Source organism: Aliiroseovarius pelagivivens, from assembly GCF_900302485.1.
Taxonomy (GTDB): domain Bacteria; phylum Pseudomonadota; class Alphaproteobacteria; order Rhodobacterales; family Rhodobacteraceae; genus Aliiroseovarius; species Aliiroseovarius pelagivivens.
Genome location: NZ_OMOI01000001.1, coordinates 2,101,441 through 2,125,486 on the forward strand (window position 1 = coordinate 2,101,441; position 24,046 = coordinate 2,125,486).

Consider the following 24,046-nt stretch of genomic DNA (forward strand, 5'->3'; position numbering starts at 1 on the left):
GGAAAACTCTCATGGCTATGAAAATTCGTCTCGCCCGTGGTGGCTCGAAAAAACGTCCCTTCTATCGCGTTGTAGCTGCTGACAGCCGCATGCCGCGCGACGGCCGTTTCATCGAGAAGCTGGGCACCTACAACCCGCTGCTGCCGAAAGATTCGGAAGAGCGCGTAAAGCTGGACATGGAACGCGTTCAGTACTGGCTGGACCAAGGCGCTCAGCCGTCGGACCGCGTATCGCGCTTCCTGGAAGCCGCTGGTGTTCTTGAGAAAAAAGAGCGCGCCAACATGAAAAAAGCCGAGCCGGGCCAGAAAGCCAAGGACCGTGCAGAAGAAAAAGCTGAAAAAGCTGCTGCCGCTGCTGAAGCTGCTGCCGCTCCGGCTGAAGAAGCTGCTGCCGAGGAATAAATCCTTCGGACTGGATCTGACATGCACGCCTTTTCAGACGAGTTTCAGTCGGATCTTGAAGATCTGATGCGTTGGCGGCGCGATGTGCGCCGCTTCCGCACGGATCCTGTGGACGAGGCATTGCTGACGCAGTGCCTCGACGCGTTTCTGATGGCCCCCTCGGTGGGGCTGTCCGAACCGTGGCGGGTGGTGCGTATCCAAAGCGACGATGCACGCGCTGCCGCGCTTACAAATTTCAAAGCTGCCAATGCAGATGCGTTGTCTGGGTACTCCGGTGACAAGGCGCAGCTGTATTCCGGCCTGAAACTGTCCGGCATGGAAAACGCGCCTGTTCAACTGGCGATTTTCTGTGACGAGGCGACTGACAAGGGTGCAGGTCTTGGGGCAAAAACCATGCCCGAGATGCGGCGTTATTCGGTGGTCTCGGCGATCATGCTGTTTTGGCTGGCGGTGCGGTCTCGGGGCTTGGGGCTGGGCTGGGTGTCGATCCTTGACCCCGACCAACTGTGCCGCGATCTGGACGTGCCCAAGGACTGGAGCCTTGTGGGCTATTTCTGCCTTGGCTGGCCCGAAGAAGCCACCGACAGTCCCGAGCTGGAAAAGGCCGGGTGGGAAAGCCGCCGCGGCTCGCTTCCCGTCGACATAAGGTGACGCCAAATGGGTTTGCTTTTTCATCCAGTGAAGTTGATCATACTTCTCAGCGCAGGATTTACCGCAGGCATCGTCTATGAACGCGGTGTTCTGGGCGACAAATGCGAGGCCCGGGGTGGCAAAATGGAACAAGCTGTCTGCATAGGTGCAAAATGAGTGACGACCGAATTTGTGTGGGAAGCATTGGTGGCGCATATGGCGTTCAGGGCGATGCGCGCATCAAAAGCTTTTGTGCGGAACCCACCGCGATTGCTGACTATGGCCCTCTGGCATCGGAAGATGGCAAGCATACCGTTTCCCTAACGCTTTTGCGCCCGATCAAGAACGGTTTTGCTGTTCGGATCGACGGCGTAACCACCAAGGAAGAGGCTGATGCACTGAAAGGTGTGAAGCTTTACGTGAACCGTGACACACTGCCTGCTTTGCCGGATGACGAATACTATCACACCGATCTGGTTGGCCTGACGGTGCTGGACACAGGCGGAGAAGAGCTGGGGAAGGTCCATGCCGTGCATAATCACGGCGCGTCCGATGTGCTTGAGATCAGGCTGCCCGGAAGCTCTGCCACCGCGCTTTTGCCTTTCACGCTGGATGCGGTGCCGACTGTCGATCTGGCGTCGGGCCGGATCATCGCAGACCCGCCTGAAGGTGTGTTTCCGGAATGACCGGTGCCCCTTTGGGACTGGGCAAACCTGGCCCATACGGATAAGCCTGCATCATGACTGATACGCCCGAGAAAAAACCCCGTTCCCATGGCCGCATTGCCGTGTCGGCCTCGCTCAAACCGCGCGAGCTAATGACAAACACGCCGCGTATTGCGGGCACGTGGACTGCCAAGGTGATCACGCTGTTCCCCGGTGCCTTCCCCGGCGTGTTGGGCGAAAGCCTGACCGGGAAGGCTTTGAAAGACGGGGGCTGGGCTTTGGAACCCATCGACCTGCGCATCTTTGGTGAAGGCAAGCACCGCAACGTGGATGACACGCCCGCCGGTGGCGGCGCGGGTATGGTCCTGCGCGCCGATATTCTGGGCCGCGCCATCGACATGGCGCAGCGTGGTGTGCCGAAGGATCGCGCGAAATGGCCGATCGTCTATATGTCGCCCCGCGGCAAGCCGATGGATCAGGCCACCGCGCGCCGCTTTGCTGATTGCGCTGGCATGACCATCCTGTGCGGCCGCTTTGAAGGCGTCGATGAACGCGTGCTGGAAGAATACGACATCGAAGAGGTCAGCCTTGGCGATTTCGTCCTGACTGGCGGCGAGATTGCCGCGCAGGCCATGCTGGACGCGACCGTCCGTCTGCTGCCCGGCGTTCTGGGCAATGAAGCCTCGACCGAAGAAGAGAGTTTCTCGGCCGGACTTCTGGAACACCCGCAATACACCCGCCCCGCCGAATGGCGCGGCCGTACGATCCCGGACGTTTTGACCTCGGGCCATCACGGCAAAGTCGCTGAATGGCGGAGGGAAATGAGCGAGAAATTTACCCGTGAACGCAGGCCCGACCTGTGGGAGAACCTGTCGCGCGATCAGGACGAGAACTGATCACGCCCCCTCTGATTTTCTAAAGGTTACACCACGATGGAAACCCTTCTTGAACAGGTCCAAAACTATGGACCCTTGGTGCTGAATGTTGCAAAAGCATTTGCCACGCTGGTCATTGGCTGGATCGTCGCCAGCACTGCGGGCTCCATGGCCCGGCGCAAGGTCAACAACACGCCCGAAATTGACCCGACCCTTGGCAACTTCATTGCCTCGATGGTGAAATGGGTAATCCTGCTGATGGTGTTGGCCGCCGTTCTCAGCATCTTCGGCATTCAGGCGACCAGCCTTGTCGCCATGCTCAGCGCGGCCACGCTGGCCATTGGTCTGGCGCTTCAGGGTACGCTCAGCGACATTGCCGCGGGCTTCATGCTGACCGTGTTTCGTCCTTATAAACTGGGGCAGTTCGTCGACATTGGCGGCACCGCAGGCACGGTGAAAGACCTGAACCTGTTCGTGACCGAGCTGGTGACCCCCGACAATGTGCAGGTGATTGTGCCCAATGGTCAGGCCTGGGGCTCGATCATCCGCAACTTCTCGCACCACGACACGCGCCGCGTCGATATGGTCTTTGGCATCGACTATGCCGATGACATCGACAAGGCGATGCAAATCATCACCGACCTTGCTGAAGCTGATCCGCGCGTCCATACCGATCCTGCCCCTTGGGTCCGCGTGACCAACCTTGGCGACAGCAGCGTCGACTTGACCACCCGTATCTGGTGCGACAATGCCGAGTACTGGAATGTGAAATTCGAGCTGACCAAGGCCGTGAAAGAAGCGTTTGATGCTGGCGGCATCTCGATCCCCTATCCGCATTCGGTGGAAATCAAGAAAGACGCCTGATCGCGTGCGAAATAAGGGGGTTTCAGGTTCGAGACCCCCTTGATCTGCTGTCCTGTCCCCCCTATACACCACCCGTCTGGCACTCTTCCGAGTCGCACGGGCCTTTTCCTTTTGGGCTGTTGCCTTTCTTCGGCATCCAATCAGCACGCGGGAAACAGACAAAGAAACGACGGACTACCCTCCCGCGGGCGTGAAAAACGGACCCGATGAAGACGCGGAGCTCTTGGACGGCACCAACTTTGCGGAACAACCGCAAGCAGATAGGAGATGATCAGATGGACCTGATCGCACAGCTAGAGGCGGAACAAGTTGCCGCCCTGGGGAAAGACATCCCCGATTTCAAAGCCGGCGACACCATTCGCGTTGGCTTTAAGGTGACCGAAGGCTCGCGCACCCGTGTGCAGAACTACGAAGGCGTATGCATCAGCCGTAAAAACGGTGTCGGCATTGCTGGCTCGTTCACCGTACGTAAGATTTCCTTCGGTGAAGGCGTGGAACGTGTTTTCCCGCTGCACTCGACCAACATTGACTCGATCACCGTAGTTCGTCGTGGCCGCGTACGTCGCGCCAAACTGTACTACCTGCGTTCGCGTCGTGGTAAATCGGCACGTATCGCTGAAGACACCACATACAAAGCCAAGAAAGCTTAAGGAGCGCCGATATGAAAAAAGATCTGCATCCCGACTACCACCTGATCGACGTCAAAATGACCGACGGTACCATCGTTCAGATGAAATCGACCTGGGGCAACGAAGGCGACACCCTGTCGCTGGACATCGACCCTTCGGCGCACCCGGCATGGAACGGCGGCAGCACCCGCCTTCTGGACACCGGTGGCCGCGTGTCGAAGTTCAAATCGAAATACGAAGGCTTTGGTTTCTAAACCACGCCTCTTTCGAGATAGAAACGCCGCTTCATTCGAAGCGGCGTTTTTTGTTGCTCGCTACTTATAGGTGTGTTTCAACGCCGGCATGAATTTGAAGCATATTATTCCGCTCTCCGCTTTTACTATCTGCGCACTCGCTCAGACCGCGCACGTCATCGACATCTCGGCCACCGGGAACGAAGACCCGTTGATGCGAGTTTGCATTGAGGGCGAAACCGAAGAGCGCGTGGACTACTCGCTGACCGATCAGATCGACGCGTGTACCATCCTTATTGAACGCAACGACGAGGGGAAGGCCGCGGCTCTTCAGTCTCGTGCTTGGCACTTTGAAGCGCTGAAACGCTGAAACGCTGGGAAGAGGCGCATCAGGATTACGAGGCCCTAGTTCTGCTCTCACCCCAGAACCCATCGGCTTGGTACGCCCGCGCGAAGTCATCAGTTCAGCGAATTGGACCAAGCCAAAGCGCAGTTAACGATATGACCCAAGCGATCCTGTTGACGAAAGATAAGCCACGCAGCAAGTACTTCGTTTATCGCGCACAAATTGCGCTTCTAGTGGCCTCGAATGACGGCGAATGGAACTCAGCTAATGTCGAGAAAATTCGGGATGACATTGAGCGTGCCGAAGCACTTGATCAAAGTGGCGTAAGCAAACTATCCAAACGAAATCTGCAACAGCTGCAAAACCTCAAAGCTTTAGTCGACAGATTGATCGTTGAATAGCGCTCATCGTGCTCAAGATTCAGCAATTTTTCCCAACCGCCACTTTCCCGCCTGATCCGGCAACCATGCCTCAATTGCGGCTGTCGCCACCACATGCACCTGCCCGGCGCTTTCGGTGTTCATGCCACCCTTCACAGCGCGCACCTCGGCCCGACCGCGGGGCAGTTCGGCGCGAATGACTTCCAGATCCACGCGGTCCGGTTCGGCCACGCCGATGGTCACGGACACGCGCATGTCTTGGTGATCCAGCCCCAGAGTTGAAAACAAAGTGATCGACGAATGGTGCAGCGCGTCCTGCACCGCGCGGCAGGCGGCTTTGGTGTAGTCCTGACCATAGAGGTCATTGCCCATCCCCATCTCAAGGATCATGCGTTTTTCGCCCATCACGCGGCCTCCATCATAAATGAGACGGCGATGGCGACATTGGCAATCACGGTCTTGCCGCCCTGTGGTTTGTCGATATCCAAGCCACCATGCATCACAGCAAACGAGATATTGCCATAGGGAAAGTCCTTGGCAAGCTGACTGGTGTCGACTTGATCGGGCTGCTGCACCGCAATCTCGACATCCACGATCATGTCGGTTTTCTCGAACCCAAACAGCTCGGCCATATTGACCGAGTTGTGCCACAGTGCGTCGCGGATCGCGCGGGCGGCGGCTTCGGTATAGTCTTCGCGGCGTAGCGATGTGCCCATGCCAAATTCAACAAGTACACGCTTCTTTTCCATGTCGTCTCCTTGGGTTTTGACCATGCTTACCGCAGCCGCGCTGTGATCATAGGGCCAGCTAAGATGTTTCTGGAGTGGCATCTGTCCAGTGCACGTCCAGAAACTCTGCCAACGTCAAATTGATGGGAAATGTCTAAGCGTGATGCACCCGTTGGACAAATATGAAACGCTCTCGCGAAAGAGTTGTACAAATTGGATTTGCGCCCCTTCCCCCTGCGATTGATGCGACATATAGTGGCTGCAACAAAAAAACACTCAAGATACCGGGGATAGTGGCGTGGCACATATTATTGTTGTCGGGAACGAAAAGGGCGGTGCGGGCAAGTCGACCGTGTCGATGCACGTGGCGACGTCGTTGTCGCGCTTAGGGCATCGCGTCGGCGTGTTGGATCTGGACCTGCGTCAGCAAACCTTTGGCCGGTTCATCGAGAACCGAAAGGTCACGATGGAGCGGGAAGGCAAAGACCTCCCCACCCCAGAATACCATGACCTGCCTGATGTTGATCCTGCGGAACTGAAAGACGGCGAAAACCCTTATGACCGCCGGCTGGCCATGGCCATCGCATCGCTTGAGCACAGCCAGGACTTCATCCTGATCGACTGCCCCGGTTCGCACACGCGCCTCAGCCAAGTCGCACATTCGCTTGCCGACACGCTGGTGACCCCGCTGAATGACAGTTTCGTGGACTTCGACCTGTTGGCGCATATCGACCCAACCTCGAGCAAAGTTACCGGCCCGTCTGTCTATTCGGAAATGGTCTGGAACGCCCGCCAGCTGCGCGCGAAGGCCGGGCTGAAGCCGATGGATTGGGTCGTTGTCCGCAATCGTCTGGGCGCCCAGATGATGCACAACAAGAAAAAGATGGGTGATGCGATCGACGAACTGTCGCGCCGTATCGGGTTCCGTGTGGCCCCCGGCTTCAACGAGCGTGTCATCTTCCGCGAGCTATTCACCCGCGGCCTGACCCTTTTGGACCTGCGTGACATTGGGGTTCTGGGGCAGATGAACATCTCGAATGTCGCTGCCCGTCAGGAATTGCGCGAGCTGATGAAGGCCCTGAACCTGCCGGGTGTCGAAGTTAAGATCTGACGCTGGCACGTATGGGGCGGAATTCCCTTTCCGCCGACATTCTCGGGGGCTAGGCTCGGCCCATGTTGCGTTTCGTGATCACCCGCGCCCTGTCGCTTGGCCTTAGCCTGATCGTGGCCTCTTTGGTGATCTTCGCCATGATCGAGGTGATCCCCGGCGACCCGGCCTCGTTCATGCTGGGGCTGAATGCCTCGCCCGATACTGTGGCTGCCCTGCGCGATGATCTGGGGCTGAACGGATCCCTGAGCACCCGCTATTTCAACTGGATCGGTGGGCTGCTGGTCGGGGATTTCGGCACGTCCTACACCTATCGTGTCCCAGTGTCCGAACTGGTTCTCGAGCGCCTTCAGGTGTCTTTGCCCTTGGCCCTGTTTGCCCTACTGCTGTCCACTCTGATCGCCATCCCAGTGGGGCTGATTGCAGCGGCACGGCGCGGACAGATGACGGACTATACCGTCATGGGCGTCACCCAGACGGGCATCGCGGTTCCAAATTTCTGGTTTGCCATGTTGCTGGTGCTGGTCTTCGCCGTGCAACTGCGCTGGTTCTCGGCTGGGGGTTTTCCCGGGTGGGACGCAGGGATTGGCCCGGCGTTGAAAGCTCTCACCCTGCCCGCCATCGCCTTGGCTCTTCCTCAGGCCTCGATCCTTGCACGGGTCATGCGGTCATCCCTACTGGATGTACTGCATCAGGACTATATGCGCACTGCCCGCGCCAAGGGGCTGAGCGTCGCACAAGCCACCCGCCGCCACGCTCTGCGCAATGCCATGATCCCGGTTCTGACCATCATCGGGCTTCAGTTCAGCTTCCTGTTGGCGGGCGCGATTATCATCGAAAACGTGTTCTTCCTGCCCGGTTTGGGGCGGCTGATTTTTCAGGCCATCACCCAGCGTGACCTTGTTGTTGTGGAAAGCGTGGTGATGCTTTTGGTCTTCGCCGTCATCCTTGTGACCTTTCTTGTGGATGTTGCTTATGCCGTGGCCGACCCAAGACTGCGGAGGCGCGCATGACCCGCCTTCCCGCCCAGCTTTGGATCGGTGCCGTGCTTAGCGTCGTGCTACTGGCCGCCGCGCTGATCTCGTTTTTGTGGACGCCCTATGACGTCACTGCGCTGAACATTTCGGACAAGCTTAAAGCCCCCTCGGCAGACTACCTGCTGGGCACCGATCACTTTGGCCGAGACCTCTTGTCCATGTTGATGGAGGGCGGGCGAATCTCGATCGCCGTCGCCGTCTTGGCCGTGGGTATCGGCATGGGCATCGGCGTGCCTTTGGGGCTGATGGCAGCGGCCAATCGTGGTGGCTGGATGGACGAGGTCATCATGCGCGGCAATGACTTGATCTTCGCCTTCCCCTCGCTGGTCATCGCGATCCTGATCACCGCCACCTTCGGCCCCTCTGCCACCAACGCGATCATCGCCATTGGCATCTTCAACATCCCCGTTTTCGCCCGTGTCGCCCGCGGTGGCGCGCTGACCATCTGGACGCGCGAGTTCATCATGGCCGCGCGCGTCGCCGGTAAGGGCAAAGCCCGCATCAGTGTCGAACATATTCTGCCCAACATCGCCAACCTGTTGATCGTGCAGGGAACCATCCAGTTCTCGCTGGGCATTCTGGCCGAAGCGGGGCTGAGCTATGTCGGCCTTGGCGCGCAGCCGCCCACCCCCAGTTGGGGACGGATGCTCGCGGACGCACAGACCATGATCTACACCACGCCACGTCTTGCCATCGCGCCGGGTCTGGCGATTGTTGTCATGGTTCTGGGGCTGAACCTGATGGGTGACGGGCTGCGTGATCTGCTGGATCCCCGGATCAGAAGGGCGCGCGAATGATCGACATTCGTAATCTTTCCCTGACCATCCACGACACGCTCATCCTGCGTGACGTGGACCTGACTATTGCGCCAGGTCAGGTCGTAGGACTGGTGGGCGAAAGCGGGTCAGGAAAGTCGATGACAGCCTTGGCGTTGATGGGACTGCTACCAAGCGGGTCCGAGGTCTCGGGTCAAGTGATGCTCGACGACACAGACCTTGCCAAGCTGGACGAACCCGCGCTCTGCGACATTCGCGGGCGGCGGATTTCGATGATCTTTCAGGAGCCGATGACCGCCCTAAACCCGGTCAAAACCATCGGCGATCAAGTGGCCGAGACCCTACTGATCCACACCGACACGTCCCGCGAAGACGCCCTGCGCATCGCCGCCGAAAAGCTGGCCCGCGTGGGCCTGCCGCAAGATCGCTTCCCGCTGGATCGCTATCCGCACGAACTGTCCGGCGGCCAACGTCAGCGGGTCTGCATCGCTATGGCCATTGCACTTCACCCTGACCTTCTGATCGCGGACGAACCCACAACCGCGCTGGATGTGACCACACAGGCACAGATCCTCGATCTGCTGAAGGAACTCGTCGCCGAGGAAGGTATGGGATTGCTTCTGATTACCCACGATCTGGCCGTTGTCGCCGGGATGGCGGATCACGTCGCGGTCATGCGCAAGGGCGAGATTGTTGAACAGGGCGAGACCGAGACGCTCTTCCGCACCATGTCGCACCCCTATACGCGCCAGTTGCTCGAGGCCTCGAGCCACGCGCCAGATGGCACCGCACTGCCCAGCACAGCATCCCTTCTGCAAGTCCGCTCTGCCGCGCGCGACTATCCCCTGCCCCGTACTCGTCTTTTTGGTCCCGCCCCGCAATTTCGCGCGGTGGATGGTGTCAGCTTCGCGCTGAACAAGGGCGAAAGCCTTGGGCTGGTGGGCGAAAGTGGCTGCGGGAAATCTACGCTCAGCCGCGCCATTCTGGGGCTGGAACCGCTGCAAGGCGGAGAGATCCTGTTGAATGGAATGCCCATCACGCCCGACATGGACCCCACCCGCCGCGCCGGACTTCAGGTTGTGTTCCAAGACCCCTATGGCAGCTTCAACCCGCGCTGGACGGTTGAAAAATTGGTCGCAGAACCCTTCCATCTTTTGGGCCAACGACCCGAGGATTGGCGTGATCGCGTGCGCCATGCGTTAGCCGAAGTTGGGCTAGATGCAGAGGCCATGACCCGCTATCCGCACGAGTTTTCCGGCGGTCAGCGCCAGCGCATCGCCATCGCGCGCGCCTTGATCCTGCGCCCCGAACTGATCCTGCTGGACGAGGCCGTATCGGCGCTCGACGTCTCGATCCGCGCGGATATTCTGGATCTGCTGGCCGACCTGCAGGCCAAACATGGGCTGGCCTATCTGTTCATCAGCCACGACCTTGGCGTCGTGCGCAACGTCACCGACCGCGTGCTGGTGATGCGCGCGGGACAGATCGTGGAAGAGGGTGAAACCGAGGCGGTCTTCACCCACCCGCAACATGACTACACACGAAACCTGATAAACGCGGCGCCGGCCATTCCGCCCGCGTGGAGGACGGCTTAATGGACGCGCTTTGGTTCGATCCCACGGAAATCCTAATCGGCGGCAATTGGCGTGCCACGAAGGGCACGCTCCCCGTCGAAGATCCATCGACCGGCAAGGAATTCGCACGTATCGGGCGCGGCACGGCGCAAGACGTGGATACGGCGGTCGCGGCCGCTCGCGCTGCTCTGGACGGTGACTGGGGACGCATGACCGCGGTCGAACGCGGGCGCATCCTGACCCGCATCGGGCAGTTGGTGCAGACGCGCATCGACGAACTGACCGCGCTTGAGGCCCGAGATGTCGGAAAACCTCTGACGCAAGCCCGCAATGACGCTATTGCACTGGCGCGCTATATGGAATTCTACGGCGGCGCGGCGGACAAGGTGATGGGCGAAACCATCCCCTATCTGGACGGCTACACCGTCTATACCCTGCGCGAACCGCATGGCGTCACGGGCCACATCGTCCCGTGGAACTATCCCATGCAGATCATCGGGCGCTCGGTCGGGGCGGCTTTGGCGATGGGCAATGCCTGCGTCTTGAAACCTGCAGAAGAGGCCTGCCTGACCGCGCTCGCCTTCGCGCGACTGGCGGAAGAAGCTGGCCTGCCCAAAGGTGCGTTGAATGTCGTGACCGGGTTGGGCGAGGAAGCGGGCGCCGCCCTGTCCACCCATCCCGATGTGGATCACATCAGCTTCACCGGCTCGGTCCCCGTGGGCGGGCTGGTGCAGGCTGCAGCGGCCCAGAACGTGGTGCCCGTCACGTTGGAGCTTGGGGGCAAGTCGCCCCAGCTGGTCTTTGACGACGCCGATCTAGACGCCGCCCTGCCCTTCCTTGTGGGCGCCTGCATTCAGAACGCGGGTCAGACGTGCTCGGCCAGTTCGCGCATCTTGGTGCAGCGTGGGGTTTATGATCAGGTGGTGGCGCGGATGGGCGCGGCCTATGACTTGCTACGCGTGGGACCTGCCGAGGCGGACCTGAATGTGGGACCTCTGATTTCGGGTCGGCAGAAAGAGATTGTGAGCGGTTTTTTGGCGCAAGGTTCGGATTTGAAAGTCGCCGGGCGCGGCCAGATCACCGATGTGCCGACGGGCGGGCACTATGTGGCCCCCACCCTCTTCGCCGACGTACCGCCCGACCACCCACTGGCACGCGACGAGGTCTTCGGCCCGGTGCAGGTCATCATCCCCTTCGATACGGAAGACGAGGCTGCCCAGATCGCCAATTCCACAGACTATGGTCTGGTGGCCAGCATCTGGACCGCCAATGGTGCGCGCCAGATGCGGTTGGCAAAACGGCTGCGGGCCGGTCAGGTCTTTATCAACAATTACGGTGCAGGGGGCGGCGTCGAATTGCCTTTCGGCGGGGTTGGCAAATCGGGCCACGGGCGCGAAAAGGGGTTCGAAGCGCTTTACGGATTTTCACAATTGAAAACCGTCGCCGCCAAACACGACTGACAGGAGGCCCAATGGCCATCATCGAAACCTTCCGCCGGGTGATCGACCCAACTGATTGCGACATGCTGGGGCATATGAACATCAGCCGCTATTTCGGCTGCGTCTCGGATGCGGGTCTGGGCCTGATGACGGCCTTTGGGTTGGGACATGACCAACTGACCGGCGGGCGCCGTCAGGCCTTCGCCATGGTCCATTCCGACGCCACCTATCACCGCGAGGTTTTGGCGGGCGAATGGGTTTATATGCGTTCCGGCATCGCAGAGGTTGGCCGCCGCTCCGCGACCTTCCAACACTGGATGTATCGCGGCACGGATGACGAGCTGCTGTTCGACGTGACTGCAAAATGCGTTTTGATGGATCTTGAGGCCCGCAAGGCCACTGTGATCGACGAAGATCTGAAGGCCCAAATGCAAGCCTTTCTGGTCGAGGTCTGAATGGGGGCCGCGCTGAGGATCCCGAACCGGCAGGCGCGGCATCTCTGGCTGTCCACCAACCTGTTGGCGGCCACGCCGACCGGTGCGGTTGATCTGCAGGACATGATCTGGCGACTGGGCTTCGTGCAGATCGACACGATCCGCAACGTCACCCGCGCGCACAACCACATCCTGTGGAGCCGCAATCAAAACATCCGCGAGGGCGCGATCTGGACGCAGTTGTCCGACCGTGCGTTGTTCGAGCATTTCACCCATGATGCCAGTTTGATCGACGTGCGCGTACTGCCCTATTGGCGACGTCAGTTCGACCGCTTGGGCGAATATATGGGGCGGTCGGAATGGTACCAATCCGGGCTTGGAAAAGCGCAAATCGCCGAGATCCGTGATCGGATCGCACGCGAAGGCGCCCTGTCTACCCATGCTTTCGACACCAAGGTCGACAAGCGCGAAATGTGGGCGCGGCCTCCGCACAAAAAGGCATTGGACCAGATGTGGTATGCGGGGGAATTGGCCACCTGCCACCGCAAGAATTTCGTTAAGTTCTATGATCTGGGCGAGCGGGTGTTTCCCTCACATGACCCGGCCTCGGAGGCGCAGGCCGTCGACTGGCTGTGTCGTGGTGCGTTGGACCGGCTATCCTTCGGCACAACGGGTGAAATCGGCCGCTTCTGGGACGCCATGACCGCGCGCGAGGCAAAGGCGTGGTGCGAGGACGCATCACTGATTCCAGTCGAGGTCGGCACAGCGAATGGCGGAAGCTATGCAGCCCTCGCTCCACAAGATATCGAGACACGGTTGGCCGCCTTGGACGCTCCCACCTCGCGCCTGCGTATCCTGAACCCGTTTGACCCCGCGATACGAGATCGCGCGCGGCTCGAAAAGCTCTTCGGTTTTGATTACCGCAACGAGATGTTCGTGCCGAAGGCCAAGCGCCGTTGGGGTTATTACGTCTATCCGCTGTTGGAGGGTGACCGCTTCGTGGGTCGGATCGAGCTTAAGGCGGATCGCAAGGCGGGCGAATTGTCCGTCATCGGTTTCTGGCCTGAACCGGGCACACGCTGGGGCGCCGCACGTCACGCCAAACTGGATGCCGAGCTTACACGTTTCGCAAAGTTCGCTGGGCTGTCTGCGACCACATGGCAGGTGGCGCGCGCCTGACTTGCGCATGGCCGGAAATGGGCGCAAGCTGATCCTGCAATCAGGAGATGGACATGCGGCTTCAAGACAAAACAGCCATCGTAACCGGCGGCGCATCGGGCTTTGGTGCTGGGATCGTACGCAAATTCGCGGCCGAGGGCGCGCGGGTGATGGTCGCTGATCTGAACGACGAATTGGCCCGCGAGGTCGCCGCAGACGTCAACGGGGTGGCGCATCATGTGGATGTCTCCTCGGGTGACAGCGTGGCCCAGATGGCGCGCGCGGCGCATGAGCTGTGGGGCCACGTGGACATCGTGGTGAACAACGCAGGCATCACCCATCTACCCAAACCGATGGAAGAGGTCGATGAGGGCGAGTTTGACCGCGTGTTGGCCGTGAATGCCAAATCCGTCTATCTGACCGCCCGCTATTTCGTTCCGGGGATGAAGGCGGCGGGCACGGGGGCGGTGTTGAACGTGGCCTCGACCGCAGGCCTCAGCCCGCGCCCGAACCTGAACTGGTACAATGCCTCGAAGGGGTGGATGATCACCGCGACGAAGGCCATGGCGGTCGAGCTGGCCCCGCATGGGGTGCGCGTGAACGCCATTTGTCCGGTCGCGGGCGAAACCCCACTACTGTCCAGCTTCATGGGCGAAGACACGCCAGAGATGCGCGCGAAGTTTATCGCGTCCATTCCCATTGGCCGGTTTTCCACGCCCGAGGATATGGGAAATGCCGCCTGTTTCCTGTGCTCGGATGAGGCCAGCATGGTGACCGGCGTCGCCATGGAAGTGGATGGCGGGCGCTGTATTTGACGTATCAATTGGGGGTTTCACACCCCCAAACCCCCGTGGGATATTTTTTGGTAAGAAAATGAGGGTGCGATGAAACCGGGACCGAAGAACCTGATCACAGATGTAACTGGACTGCGTGTGGGCAATGCCGATGACGCTGTGATCAAGACCGGCGCGACCGTGTTGGTCGGAGACGCGCCCTTCACTGCAGGCGTACACGTCATGGGAGGTGCGCCCGGTACGCGTGAAACAGATCTTTTGGCGCCGGACAAGCTGGTACAGCAGGTGGATGCCTTGGTTTTATCAGGTGGGTCGGCCTTTGGGCTGGATGCGGCATCTGGTGTGGCGGATGCACTGCGCGAGCAAGGGCGCGGGTTCCAAGTGGGGGATCAGCATGTGCCCATCGTATCAGGCGCCATCCTGTTTGACCTTCTGAACGGCGGTGACAAGGGCTGGGCTGAAAACCCTTACAAGGGACTTGGACGTGCCGCCTATTCGGCCGCGTCGGATGCGTTCGAGATTGGCAGCCATGGTGCCGGGTTCGGCGCGACGACGGCCGGGCTGAAGGGTGGGATTGGGTCGGCCTCACTGGTTTTGGATAATGGCGTAACCGTGGGCGCTTTGGTGGCCGTGAACGCTTTGGGGTCGGTCACGATGGGCGACGGGCCCGCGTTCTGGGCCGCCCCGTGGGAGATGGGCGGTGAGTTCGGCGCGCGTGGTATGGGGACGCATGACCCCAGCTTTGAACCGCGTCCCGAAGCGCAACTGGGCGAGAACACGACCATCGCGATCATCGCCACAGATGCGGATCTGGATCAGGCGCAAGCCACACGGCTGGCGACGGCCGCCCATGACGGCATGGCGCGGGCAATTCACCCCAGCCACACGCCGTTTGACGGAGATCTGATCTTTGCGGCGTCCACAGGGAAAATCGCCTTGTCCGATCCGGGCTTTGATGCGCTCAGACTGGGCCATGCCGCCGCCACCTGTCTGGCCCGTGCTGTGGCCCGCGGCGTTCATGCGGCGCGTCCCCATCCGGGTGACACCTTGCCTACTTGGGCAGACAAGTTTTCATGACGGGCTTTGCCCATTTCGATAAGGAGGGACGCATGTCCTATTTTCGTACATTGGCGCTTGCCGCCACACTTCTGACCCCGGGGTTTGCCCATGCAGACGAGGTTACCGACACGCTTAAATCCGCCCTCAGTGCTTACGAAGAAGGCGACCTGTCCTATGCGCTGGAAGAGTTGGAATTTGCCAAGCAGCTAATGCAGGAAATGAAGACCGCTGATCTGGAAAAGTTCCTGCCTGAGGCGCCCGATGGCTGGACACGAGAGATCTCGAACGATGTCAGCACCGGCATGTCGATCTTTGGCGGCGGGTCAGGATCCGAAGCGACCTATAGCAACGACACTGAAAGCTTCACGATCACCATTATGGCGGACAATCCCATGGTGGGTGCGCTGTCCGGCATGATGGCCAATGCCAGCTTGATGGGCATAAAACTGGAGCGTGTGGGGCGTCTGAAATACCTCAACCAAGATGGTGAATTGTCGGGTATCGTGGATGGGCGGATCCTAATCCAGGCCTCGGGTGCGGATGTGGAAACGATGAAATCCGTTCTGGCCGAAATCGATCATCGCGGGCTGGAAGATTTCGGGCGCTGATCCTTGCGTAAGCAACCACGGAAGTGGGCAGATTCCCTGCCCACTCCCTCCTTTTTGGAAGAATGTTGCGCGGGAATGACGCTCCTATACAGCCAGTTTCCAAAAATGATCAAATCCAGACACCAAACGGGATGAATTTCACACGCCTTTGGGCTATGCCCGAGTCGAAGCCGGGGTTTACACCCTCTGAAATTTATTGCCTTGTTAACTAACTGGTGATCATGCAATGGATTACCTAGCAAGACACGACTTGGGAGACACAAACATGGCCGCAAATGCAACCGAGCTGAAGAAGCTTCTTAAAGACCCGTCGCTGGTCGAAACCCGCGCCTATGTGAACGGCGAATGGGTCGACGCTGATGACGGCGCAACATTTGAAGTGACCAATCCGGCGCGCGGTGATGTGATCGCACAAGTTGCGGACTTGTCCCGCACAGAAGTTGCCCGTGCGATCGAAGCGGCTGACAAGGCTGGCCGCGAATGGGCCAAACGCACCGCGAAAGACCGCGCCAACATCATGCGCAAGTGGTTCAACCTAATGATGGAAAACCAGGGCGATCTTGCCACCATCCTGACCGCTGAAATGGGCAAGCCCCTGGCCGAAGCCACTGGAGAGATCGCCTATGGTGCCAGCTTCATCGAGTGGTTCGGTGAAGAAGCCAAACGCATCTATGGTGAGACCATTCCTGGCCACCAGCCCGACAAGCGTCTGATGGTGATCCGTCAGCCGATCGGGGTTGTTGCCTCGATCACGCCCTGGAACTTCCCCAACGCGATGATCACCCGCAAATGTGGTCCTGCGATTGCAGCAGGCTGTGGCTTTGTTGGTCGCCCTGCAGAGCTGACCCCCTTGTCCGCCACCGCCCTTGCGGTTCTGGCCGAACGCGCGGGAATTCCGGCGGGTGTCTTCAACATCGTGCCCAGCTCGCGCAGCTCGGACATTGGTAAAGAGTTCTGCGAGAACCCGCTGGTGCGCAAACTGACCTTCACTGGTTCGACCAACGTGGGTCGTATCCTGCTGCGTCAGGCCGCTGATCAGGTGCTGAAATGCTCGATGGAGCTGGGCGGCAACGCACCCTTCATCGTGTTTGACGACGCCGATCTGGATGCTGCCGTTGAAGGCGCGATTGCCTGTAAGTTCCGCAACAACGGCCAGACCTGCGTTTGTGCCAACCGGATCTATGTGCAGGAAGGCGTCTATGACGATTTCGCCGCACGTTTCGCCAAAGCCGTATCTGCCCTGCCCGTTGGTGACGGCCTGAACGAAGGCATCGCCCTTGGCCCGCTGATTTCAGATGCTGCCGTCGACAAAGTGCGCGAGCATGTGGCCGATGCGACCTCGAAAGGTGGCGAGGTTATCCTTGGTGGTAAAGAGCACGAAAAAGGCGGTCTGTTTTTTGAGCCCACCATCATCAAGAACGCCACCCGCGACATGGACGTCGCCACGGACGAGACCTTTGGCCCGATGGCGCCGCTGTTCAAATTCAAGGACGAAGACGACGTGATTGCGCAGGCGAATGACACGATCTTCGGTCTGGCATCCTATTTCTACGCCAACAACCTAAGCCGCGTTTACAAAGTGGCCGAGGCGCTGGAATACGGCATCGTCGGTGTGAACACCGGCATCATCTCGACCGAGACCGCACCGTTCGGCGGCGTGAAACAGTCGGGCCTTGGCCGCGAAGGCTCGCGCCACGGGATCGAGGATTTCCTTGAGATGAAATACATCTGCATGTCGGTCTGATCTGACCTGCAGGATGAACAGGAAAACGGAGGGGCGACCCTCCGTTTTCTATTCTGATTTGTCGTAATAAAGGGCAATCCTGATCACAAAACCTAGGAAGATCAAATATCCGTAGGTCTTAAGCCCAGCATCGGCCCAAAAGTCAGCTAGTCCATCAAATCCAGACATATCCACCGCTGTAATAGATAGCAGCAACAGCGCTATTGCGTTTACCACCCAAGCGGATGCGATGTTCTTCGAATCGAAAACAAGTGCACTGAAAACGACGATCAAGCCAGAATACAAAAGCCCGGCACTAAACGCGTCCCTTTTCAATGGAAAGAGCGTCTGTTGATCAACGGCACCTTTGAACATCATGATGCCGAGCGCGATCATCGGTATTGCGACGACGTAAATCCAATTAGTTTTAGTCTTATACACTTGGCGTCCTTGTTTGCTCGGCGCTGAGTTCTTGCCCGGTTAAGTTGATTGAAACGTGACTCAAGCGCAACCGACAAAGGCACCGAAACTTAGCTTGTCGTGTGCGCTCTTGACCCTCCCCCTCCCCCACCCTACGTTCCCCATCGCTGCCCCAGCCGGGGTGGTGACATTCTCAGGGCGGGGTGAAATTCCCCACCGGCGGTAAGTTTTTTTGCGGAGTCACATCTGTGTGTCTCGCAAATCAAACACACTTAGTTTGAATTGCGAGGCCGTTGAGCCGCACAAAAAACAAAGCCCGCGAGCGGCCTCTTTGTGGGGTGACAGCAGATCCGGTGTAACTCCGGAGCCGACGGTTAAAGTCCGGATGGAAGAGAATGGGTTGGGGTGCACGGGATCCGTGTGCCCTGTCCTTCTGCCTTGGGTCACTGCGTAAGGAAGAAAGGACAACTCGCATGACTCATAACACATTTCTGACCCAGCCGGTGAAAGCCGCCGGGCTTATGGTCTTGGCGGGCGCGACGTTTGCGCTGGTCAATACCGGGTTGCAATCGGCAACCATGGGCAAGGGCGCATCCGCCCCTGCCGTCACCTTCTGGCAATATCTGATTGCGCTTGGCTTTTACCTGCCATGGGTGTTTCGCCACCGTGCGGCGGTGATGAAAACCGGGCAAGTCTGGCTGCACGTTCTGCGCGTCGCCTTGGCGGCAGGCGGTGTGCAGCTTTGGACGCTTGGCCTTGCGCATGTGCCGATCTGGCAGGCGATTGCGCTGATCTTGTTGTCGCCGTTCTTTGTGACTTTGGGCGCAGGACTTGTGCTGCGCGAGCATGTCTCGGTCCACCGTTGGGGCGCGGTCTTGCTCGGCATCATCGGCGGCGCGATCATCTTGGAGCCTTGGTCCGACCATTTCCAACTTACCGCCCTTCTGCCTGTAGGCGCGGCGGCGCTGTGGGCGTCCAGCTCGGTCGTGACGAAGTTCCTGACCCATCGCGACAGCACCGAGACGATCACCATCTATCTGCTGCTGCTCCTCAGCCCCATCAACGCCGGGCTGGCGCTGAGCACCGGGTTCACATTGCCATCGAACGCGATCTGGCTGGTGGTGGGTGCTGGGCTTTTGACGGCCTTTGCGCAACACGTGCTTGCCCGCGCCTACTCCTTGGCGGATGCGGCCTTCTTGCAGCCGTTTGATCACCTGAAACTGGTGTTCAACGTGGTGCTGGGGTTCGTAGTGTTTGGGTTCCTGCCCACCGGGTCCATGTGGATCGGCACAGCGATCATCATGGCGGCCAGTTTTTGGCTACTTGAGCAAGAGCGACGCCAAGCGGCCTAAACAAAAGAAGGGCGCGGAACATGCCGCGCCCTTCGTTGTAAGTGGTCTGTCGAATTAGGCTTCGATCGCCTTCGCCTCGACATCATTTTTTCCGGCAATCTCGATCCGGCGCGGTTTCAGTGCTTCGGGCACTTCGCGCAGCAGGTCGATATGCAGCATTCCGTTTTCGTGGACCGCACCCGAGACACGGACGTGATCGGCAAGATGGAAGCGACGCTCAAACGCGCGGGTGGCAATGCCACGGTGCAGATAGGTGCGTTCTTCTTCGTTGGCCTTCTTGGCCGAGACAAACAGCGCTTTGTCGCGCAGCTCGACCGAGAGCTCGTCTTCGGTGAACCCAGCCACGGCGACCGAGATGCGCCAAGCGTCTTCGTCTGTTTTCTCGATGTTATACGGGGGATAGCTGTCGCGGCTGACATCATTGGTCAGAACCCGGTCCATCAGGTCGGCAATCTGGTCAAAGCCAACGGTGGCGCGGTACAGGGGCGACATATCAAAATTACGCATTTGGTGTCCTTTCACAAAGCGACATATGTGGGGCCTTCCCAGTTGGGACAGGCAGTTCACGGACCCGCCCGGCGGCATCCGTAGACTAAAGATATGTCTGGATTTGGTCTGTTCAAGCCCCTCAGGGTTTGACGAAACGGGCCCCGGAATTGGTACGGTCTCCGACACCGATGCGCCGCGAGTTCACTTCGGTTCCGCCAACCACACCTCGCCCCGCGCGAAGCGCCTGTTTTACTTCGGCCAGACGCGCGGGCAGCATCATGCCAAGCCCGGCTTTCTGCCCCCGGTAATTGGTTACGGCAGACACCACGGACACGATCCGCGGACGCCGACCCGAGGTATTGAACACCGGCGCGCCTGAAGATCCGAACCAGATATCGCAATCGAATGCGATCAGATCGCGATCTCGATCGATCACGGAACAGCGACCTTCCCGAGACAAAGCTTCGGCCCGGCCCTGGGCATAACTGACAACCGAAATTTCTTGTTCACTCCGGGACAGCGCTTCGACTGCAAACGGGGCCGCGGTGGCCGTCGCGATTGGCGATTCAAGGACCACAAGACCGATATCGTATCGAATGTTTCGAAAATCTGCGTCTGAGCCTGTGTCATACTTTGGATGCATCACAGCCAGCTTGGCCGCGCTTGTTTCGACGAACTCTCCGTCACGCAAACCAGCGAAGAATGTCACCTTGTCAAGCGATCCAGCCGCGACGGCATCTTCCAGACAATGGGCCGCCGTCAGGACAAGATCACTGGCAATCAATGCGCCAGAACAGAACCCGCCGGGTATGTCCAACCGCCCCACTGCCTCGAACCCCAGAAGATCGCTGCGCAGGGTAAGCCGTTTCAGCGACCCACTTTCCTGTGCCTCAACCGGCTGTGTCAAAAGCAGAAGCCCAGCAAAAAGGGCAAGAACATGTTTCATGGGCTTTAAGGTCACGGGCGCACGAATTTGGCCCCTCCGGGTCCAGCCGCGCCGGAGCCAAATTGGCGCACCGTTGGGGGTCTTACGGTTTCAACTCGCGTGAACACCCCATTGTCCGTCGCCAGCATCTCGTACATTTCGGCAAGAGGCGTTTCCAGATCGGTCCCCAAGGACACCGGAATATCCCGTACCATCGCCTTGGCCGAGATCACCGAAACGATACGCGGCTCGCCGCCTTCGATGATGAACACCGGCGCGCCTGACGAGCCGAAATCAACGGTGCAACTCAGAACCAGAGTACCACTCTGACGGGCCAGCACCTTGCAGGTTTCCTGCAGCGATGGGCTTTCCATGCGATCATGCGCATAGGACACAACGCCGACCTCGGCCCCTTTGCGTGGACGCGAGAAGGTCTTGAAAGGTTTGACCGACATATTTCGGATCGGCGTATCCAGCTCGAGCAGCGCCAAATCATTTGCCACACGTGTTGGGCCTCTTGATGGGGTGAATTCGAAATCCGGGTGTACGACAGCGCGACGCACACCGCGATAGGCCGAGGCCCGCCCACCACGCCAACCGGCCAGAAACTCGATTTCAGATAGTTTAAAGCGTTCTCCGCTGTCCCGGTCATAGAGACAATGCGCAGCCGTCAAAACGAGGTTCTCGTCGATCAAAGACCCGGTACAAAAGCTTCCGCCGCCGATATTCAACCGCCCCACGGCTTCCCAACCCTTGCTGTCATCCCCTGTCATCAGGGTACGCAAAGGCGAGGGATCGGATGCCCCCAAAGGTCCGGCCAGCAAGAATGCGGCCAACAGGAATGCCACAAGATACTTCATAGTTTACTGCCTAGTCGGGGCAGTTTTTCTGCCCTTTGCGCTATATGTAAGGCGAAAACAGTCAGTTACGAAAGGATTAATGCGCTGCCGGTTGTATTTTGCGCGGTTTTGGGCCGCCGGTTGCCCAGTCCAGCAGCTCGACCGTGTGCACCACGGGGATGTCCGTGCCCGATCCGATCTGCATCATGCAACCAATATTGCCCGCCGCGATAATCTGCGGCGTTTTGGCTTCCAGATTGGCCACCTTGCGCTTCTGCAGCTCTTTCGAAATTTCGGGCTGCATCAGGTTATACGTCCCTGCCGAGCCACAGCAGAGATGCGGGTCGGCAGGCTCGACCACCTCGAACCCCGCTTGTTTCAGCAGCGTTTTTGGGTGGGTTTTCACCTGCTGCCCGTGCTGCAGGCTACAGGCCGAGTGATAGGCCACCCGAAGTTCCATCTTCGCCTCAGGCAGATCCAGCGTCATCAAAAGCTCGCTGATATCTTTCGCCATGCCCGACACAGCCACCGCGTCTTCTGCCAGCGCGTCATTGCGGAACATGAAGCCATAGTCCTTCACCGTGGTGCCGCAGCCCGAGGTGTTGATCACGATGGCATCCAGCCCCTCGCCGCGTTTTTCGCGCATCCACGCGTTGATATTCGCCGCCGCCTGCGCGTGGCTTTGATCTTCTTTGCCCATGTGATGCGTCAAAGCTCCACAGCAGCCCATACCCTTGGCCACGACGACCTCACAGCCGAGCCGGGTCAAAAGGCGGATCGTGGCATCGTTGATGTCCGTATCCAGCGCCTTCTGAGCACAGCCCGTCAGCAGAGCCACACGTTTCTTGCGCTCCCCTTTCGCGGGGAACACCTGCGGCGCGTCGTTGGCGGATTTGCGCGGCAGTTTCGGCGGAGCCATTTCCAGCATCGCTTCCAGACGGGGATCAGGCATGAACTTGCGCAAGGGGCGCGCCAGTCGTGCGCCGTGCATCGCCAGCCGGAACCGACCTGGATAGGGGATCACTTGCGCCAGCGTCCAGCGCAGTAGCCGGTCAAACAGAGGCCGCTTATACGTCTTTTCGATATGCGCGCGGGCATGGTCGATCAGGTGCATGTAGTGCACGCCCGACGGGCAGGTCGACATGCAGGCCAGACAGGACAGGCACTTGTCCACATGCTCGACCGTTTTCTTGTCGGCAGGGCGCCCGGCCTCTAGCATATCCTTGATCAGATAGATCCGCCCCCGAGGGCTGTCCAGCTCGTCGCCCAGCACTTGATAGCTGGGGCAGGTTGCGGTGCAAAACCCGCAATGAACACAAGACCGCAAGATCTCGTTCGCGCGTTTGATAGCAGGGTCTTTCAACTGCTCGGGCGTGAAATGGGTCTGCATGGCTTAGGCTCCCATCAGGCCGGGATTAAGGATCCCGCGCGGGTCGAATTTCTGACGAAGACCGCGGGTCAGGGCGGCAATCGGGGCGGGTTCGGGTTGGAACACGGGGATGGCCGCGCGCACCTCTGCAGGGGCACGGACCAAGGTCGCATGACCACCCAGCTTTGCCAGCTCGGCCCGCACACGCGCGGCCCCGGCATCAGCCTGATCCGCAACGTGCAGCCAGACAAGGCCACCGCCCCAGTCATAGATCGCGTCGGGCGCAAGGTCTTCCAGCGTAGCCACCAAACGAGGGCCATCCGAGGGTTTGACCGAGATTCGCCAGACTGCACCATCACGATCTGCGAAAGAACTGACATCCCGGATCCGCGCCCAAATGTCGGACGACGCAGCGCCTGACACAGGCTGGAACCCGGCCAGCACGCCGTTGGCTAGCTCTGCAGTGCGATAGGAAACCGAGGCCTCAAGCCCCTCAATCCGAACAAAGGTCTTCCCTTCGGCGAAAGCAGCGCCGGTCACATCGAAGGGCGATCCCAGCGCTGCCGACAGGCTTTCCACGGCTTGCGTAGCTGTCTGACCTTCGCCGACCAACGTGGTTTCGGTTTCAGGAATGGCCATCACTTTCAGGCTAACCTCGGTCATCACGCCCAGCGTGCCCCAGCTACCGGCCATGAGCTTGACCAGATCATAGCCCGTCACGTTTTTCATGACGCGGCCGCCGTTTTTCAACACGCGCCCAGCGCCGTCGACAAAGCGCACACCCAAGCAGAAATCCCGCGCGGCCCCGACCTGAACGCGACGCGGGCCTGAGGCATTGGTCGCTACCACCCCTCCGATGGTCGATGCACCTGAGGTGCCCAAAAGCCCGCGCAGATCGGAAGGCTCGAAAGACAGCCGCTGGCCTTCCTTGACCAGAAGCGTGGATATTTCTTCCAGCGGCGTTCCGCTTTGCGCCACAAGAGTCAGCGCGCCCGGTTCATAGAGTGTCACACCCGACAGACCAGCCGTGGAAACCAGCGTTCCATCAACCGGCGCGCCAATATCACGTGTACCGCCCCCCAAGATCCGGATCGGTCCCTCTGCCGCTTGAATCAAGTCGGACAGGTTTTGTTCGCTTGTCGGAGTATTGCTCATGTTCTCGTCTCAAATATCTCGGCGGAGGCGCAGAGC

At 59.4% G+C, this 24,046-nt stretch carries 30 protein-coding genes and 1 riboswitch; of the genes, 22 read left to right on the forward strand and 8 right to left on the reverse strand.

Features of this window, described 5'->3' with window-relative positions; genetic code table 11:
- Positions 1 to 11 precede the first annotated feature (11 nt).
- The 10 genes from rpsP to ALP8811_RS10305 all read left to right on the forward strand — a co-directional run bounded on the left by rpsP (position 12) and on the right by ALP8811_RS10305 (position 5,044).
- Positions 12 to 401, forward strand: coding sequence for a 30S ribosomal protein S16 (rpsP, locus tag ALP8811_RS10265; RefSeq protein WP_108857011.1), 390 nt, complete (start codon positions 12 to 14; stop codon positions 399 to 401).
- A 21-nt stretch (positions 402 to 422) separates the two neighbouring features.
- Entirely contained in the window at positions 423 to 1,052 is a 630-nt protein-coding gene (gene bluB, locus ALP8811_RS10270; RefSeq protein WP_108857012.1) for a 5,6-dimethylbenzimidazole synthase, read from the forward strand.
- Positions 1,053 to 1,058: 6 nt separating this feature from the next.
- The gene (locus ALP8811_RS16360; RefSeq protein WP_181363736.1) at positions 1,059 to 1,208 is read left to right on the forward strand and encodes a hypothetical protein; all 150 of its coding nucleotides are present in this window, start codon (positions 1,059 to 1,061) and stop codon (positions 1,206 to 1,208) included.
- Positions 1,205 to 1,717: a ribosome maturation factor RimM gene (gene rimM / locus ALP8811_RS10275; RefSeq protein ID WP_108857013.1), complete on the forward strand. Its 513-nt coding sequence runs from the start codon at positions 1,205 to 1,207 to the stop codon at positions 1,715 to 1,717. The genes ALP8811_RS16360 and rimM overlap by 4 nt, the downstream gene beginning before the upstream one ends.
- A gap of 53 nt (positions 1,718 to 1,770) precedes the next feature.
- Positions 1,771 to 2,592 carry a tRNA (guanosine(37)-N1)-methyltransferase TrmD gene (gene trmD / locus ALP8811_RS10280; protein WP_108857014.1) on the forward strand — a complete coding sequence of 274 codons (822 nt, stop codon included), beginning with the start codon at positions 1,771 to 1,773 and terminating at the stop codon, positions 2,590 to 2,592.
- Positions 2,593 to 2,628: 36 nt separating this feature from the next.
- Positions 2,629 to 3,435, forward strand: coding sequence for a mechanosensitive ion channel family protein (locus tag ALP8811_RS10285; protein ID WP_108857015.1), 807 nt, complete (start codon positions 2,629 to 2,631; stop codon positions 3,433 to 3,435).
- 275 nt (positions 3,436 to 3,710) lie between these two features.
- Positions 3,711 to 4,085 (forward strand): 50S ribosomal protein L19, encoded by a 375-nt coding sequence (gene rplS / locus ALP8811_RS10290; RefSeq protein WP_108857016.1) that lies wholly within the window; start codon positions 3,711 to 3,713, stop codon positions 4,083 to 4,085.
- 11 nt (positions 4,086 to 4,096) lie between these two features.
- Positions 4,097 to 4,318, forward strand: a complete 222-nt coding sequence (gene rpmE, locus ALP8811_RS10295; protein ID WP_108857017.1) for a 50S ribosomal protein L31 — start codon at positions 4,097 to 4,099, stop codon at positions 4,316 to 4,318.
- 88 nt (positions 4,319 to 4,406) lie between these two features.
- Positions 4,407 to 4,667 (forward strand): hypothetical protein, encoded by a 261-nt coding sequence (locus tag ALP8811_RS10300; protein ID WP_108857018.1) that lies wholly within the window; start codon positions 4,407 to 4,409, stop codon positions 4,665 to 4,667.
- A 131-nt stretch (positions 4,668 to 4,798) separates the two neighbouring features.
- Positions 4,799 to 5,044, forward strand: a complete 246-nt coding sequence (locus tag ALP8811_RS10305; RefSeq protein WP_108857019.1) for a hypothetical protein — start codon at positions 4,799 to 4,801, stop codon at positions 5,042 to 5,044.
- 12 nt (positions 5,045 to 5,056) lie between these two features.
- On the opposite strand, the gene ALP8811_RS10310 is transcribed toward ALP8811_RS10305, so the two are convergent.
- Together ALP8811_RS10310 and ALP8811_RS10315 are read right to left on the reverse strand one after the other, a co-directional pair.
- Complete coding sequence (locus ALP8811_RS10310; RefSeq protein WP_108857020.1) at positions 5,057 to 5,428, reverse strand: Lin0512 family protein; 372 nt, start codon at positions 5,426 to 5,428, stop codon at positions 5,057 to 5,059.
- Entirely contained in the window at positions 5,428 to 5,772 is a 345-nt protein-coding gene (locus ALP8811_RS10315; protein ID WP_108857021.1) for a Lin0512 family protein, read from the reverse strand. The genes ALP8811_RS10310 and ALP8811_RS10315 overlap by 1 nt, the downstream gene beginning before the upstream one ends.
- Before the next feature lie 277 nt (positions 5,773 to 6,049).
- Here ALP8811_RS10315 and ALP8811_RS10320 point away from each other — a divergent pair, with 277 nt between their 5' ends.
- From ALP8811_RS10320 to ALP8811_RS10370, 11 genes are all read left to right on the forward strand, one after another.
- Entirely contained in the window at positions 6,050 to 6,862 is an 813-nt protein-coding gene (locus ALP8811_RS10320; RefSeq protein ID WP_108857022.1) for a division plane positioning ATPase MipZ, read from the forward strand.
- Between the two features lie 62 nt (positions 6,863 to 6,924).
- A complete protein-coding gene (locus ALP8811_RS10325; RefSeq protein WP_108857023.1) occupies positions 6,925 to 7,872 on the forward strand; it encodes an ABC transporter permease in 948 nt (315 codons plus the stop codon).
- Positions 7,869 to 8,693, forward strand: coding sequence for an ABC transporter permease (locus tag ALP8811_RS10330; RefSeq protein ID WP_108857024.1), 825 nt, complete (start codon positions 7,869 to 7,871; stop codon positions 8,691 to 8,693). Before ALP8811_RS10325 ends, ALP8811_RS10330 begins: the two co-directional genes overlap by 4 nt.
- Entirely contained in the window at positions 8,690 to 10,267 is a 1,578-nt protein-coding gene (locus ALP8811_RS10335) for an ABC transporter ATP-binding protein (protein WP_108857025.1), read from the forward strand. The genes ALP8811_RS10330 and ALP8811_RS10335 overlap by 4 nt, the downstream gene beginning before the upstream one ends.
- Positions 10,267 to 11,706: an aldehyde dehydrogenase family protein gene (locus ALP8811_RS10340; RefSeq protein ID WP_108857026.1), complete on the forward strand. Its 1,440-nt coding sequence runs from the start codon at positions 10,267 to 10,269 to the stop codon at positions 11,704 to 11,706. Before ALP8811_RS10335 ends, ALP8811_RS10340 begins: the two co-directional genes overlap by 1 nt.
- A gap of 11 nt (positions 11,707 to 11,717) precedes the next feature.
- Positions 11,718 to 12,140 (forward strand): acyl-CoA thioesterase, encoded by a 423-nt coding sequence (locus ALP8811_RS10345; RefSeq protein WP_108857027.1) that lies wholly within the window; start codon positions 11,718 to 11,720, stop codon positions 12,138 to 12,140.
- The gene (locus ALP8811_RS10350) at positions 12,141 to 13,298 is read left to right on the forward strand and encodes a winged helix-turn-helix domain-containing protein (RefSeq protein WP_108857028.1); all 1,158 of its coding nucleotides are present in this window, start codon (positions 12,141 to 12,143) and stop codon (positions 13,296 to 13,298) included.
- A gap of 53 nt (positions 13,299 to 13,351) precedes the next feature.
- Complete coding sequence (locus ALP8811_RS10355) at positions 13,352 to 14,092, forward strand: SDR family oxidoreductase (RefSeq protein ID WP_108857029.1); 741 nt, start codon at positions 13,352 to 13,354, stop codon at positions 14,090 to 14,092.
- 69 nt (positions 14,093 to 14,161) lie between these two features.
- The gene (locus tag ALP8811_RS10360; protein WP_108857030.1) at positions 14,162 to 15,148 is read left to right on the forward strand and encodes a P1 family peptidase; all 987 of its coding nucleotides are present in this window, start codon (positions 14,162 to 14,164) and stop codon (positions 15,146 to 15,148) included.
- Between the two features lie 32 nt (positions 15,149 to 15,180).
- On the forward strand, positions 15,181 to 15,738 hold the full coding sequence (locus tag ALP8811_RS10365; RefSeq protein ID WP_108857031.1) for a hypothetical protein: 558 nt from the start codon (positions 15,181 to 15,183) through the stop codon (positions 15,736 to 15,738).
- Positions 15,739 to 16,003: 265 nt separating this feature from the next.
- Complete coding sequence (locus ALP8811_RS10370) at positions 16,004 to 17,482, forward strand: NAD-dependent succinate-semialdehyde dehydrogenase (protein WP_108857032.1); 1,479 nt, start codon at positions 16,004 to 16,006, stop codon at positions 17,480 to 17,482.
- 48 nt (positions 17,483 to 17,530) lie between these two features.
- Here ALP8811_RS10370 and ALP8811_RS10375 read toward each other — a convergent pair whose 3' ends face one another.
- Positions 17,531 to 17,902 (reverse strand): hypothetical protein, encoded by a 372-nt coding sequence (locus ALP8811_RS10375; RefSeq protein ID WP_108857033.1) that lies wholly within the window; start codon positions 17,900 to 17,902, stop codon positions 17,531 to 17,533.
- Positions 17,903 to 18,066: 164 nt separating this feature from the next.
- Positions 18,067 to 18,282, forward strand: a riboswitch (FMN riboswitch).
- A 72-nt stretch (positions 18,283 to 18,354) separates the two neighbouring features.
- On the opposite strand from ALP8811_RS10375, the gene ALP8811_RS10380 reads away from it, so the two are divergent.
- On the forward strand, positions 18,355 to 19,233 hold the full coding sequence (locus tag ALP8811_RS10380; RefSeq protein ID WP_108857034.1) for a DMT family transporter: 879 nt from the start codon (positions 18,355 to 18,357) through the stop codon (positions 19,231 to 19,233).
- A gap of 54 nt (positions 19,234 to 19,287) precedes the next feature.
- Here the strand turns inward: ALP8811_RS10380 and ALP8811_RS10385 are convergent, their stop codons facing one another.
- From ALP8811_RS10385 to glcE, 5 genes are all read right to left on the reverse strand, one after another.
- Positions 19,288 to 19,740 (reverse strand): Hsp20 family protein, encoded by a 453-nt coding sequence (locus tag ALP8811_RS10385; protein WP_108857035.1) that lies wholly within the window; start codon positions 19,738 to 19,740, stop codon positions 19,288 to 19,290.
- Between the two features lie 121 nt (positions 19,741 to 19,861).
- A complete protein-coding gene (locus tag ALP8811_RS10390) occupies positions 19,862 to 20,668 on the reverse strand; it encodes a trypsin-like serine peptidase (RefSeq protein WP_108857036.1) in 807 nt (268 codons plus the stop codon).
- Positions 20,669 to 20,679: 11 nt separating this feature from the next.
- Complete coding sequence (locus ALP8811_RS10395; RefSeq protein WP_108857037.1) at positions 20,680 to 21,507, reverse strand: trypsin-like serine peptidase; 828 nt, start codon at positions 21,505 to 21,507, stop codon at positions 20,680 to 20,682.
- Between the two features lie 76 nt (positions 21,508 to 21,583).
- A complete protein-coding gene (glcF, locus tag ALP8811_RS10400; protein ID WP_108857038.1) occupies positions 21,584 to 22,876 on the reverse strand; it encodes a glycolate oxidase subunit GlcF in 1,293 nt (430 codons plus the stop codon).
- Between the two features lie 3 nt (positions 22,877 to 22,879).
- Positions 22,880 to 24,010: a glycolate oxidase subunit GlcE gene (glcE, locus tag ALP8811_RS10405; RefSeq protein ID WP_108857039.1), complete on the reverse strand. Its 1,131-nt coding sequence runs from the start codon at positions 24,008 to 24,010 to the stop codon at positions 22,880 to 22,882.
- Positions 24,011 to 24,046 lie beyond the last annotated feature (36 nt).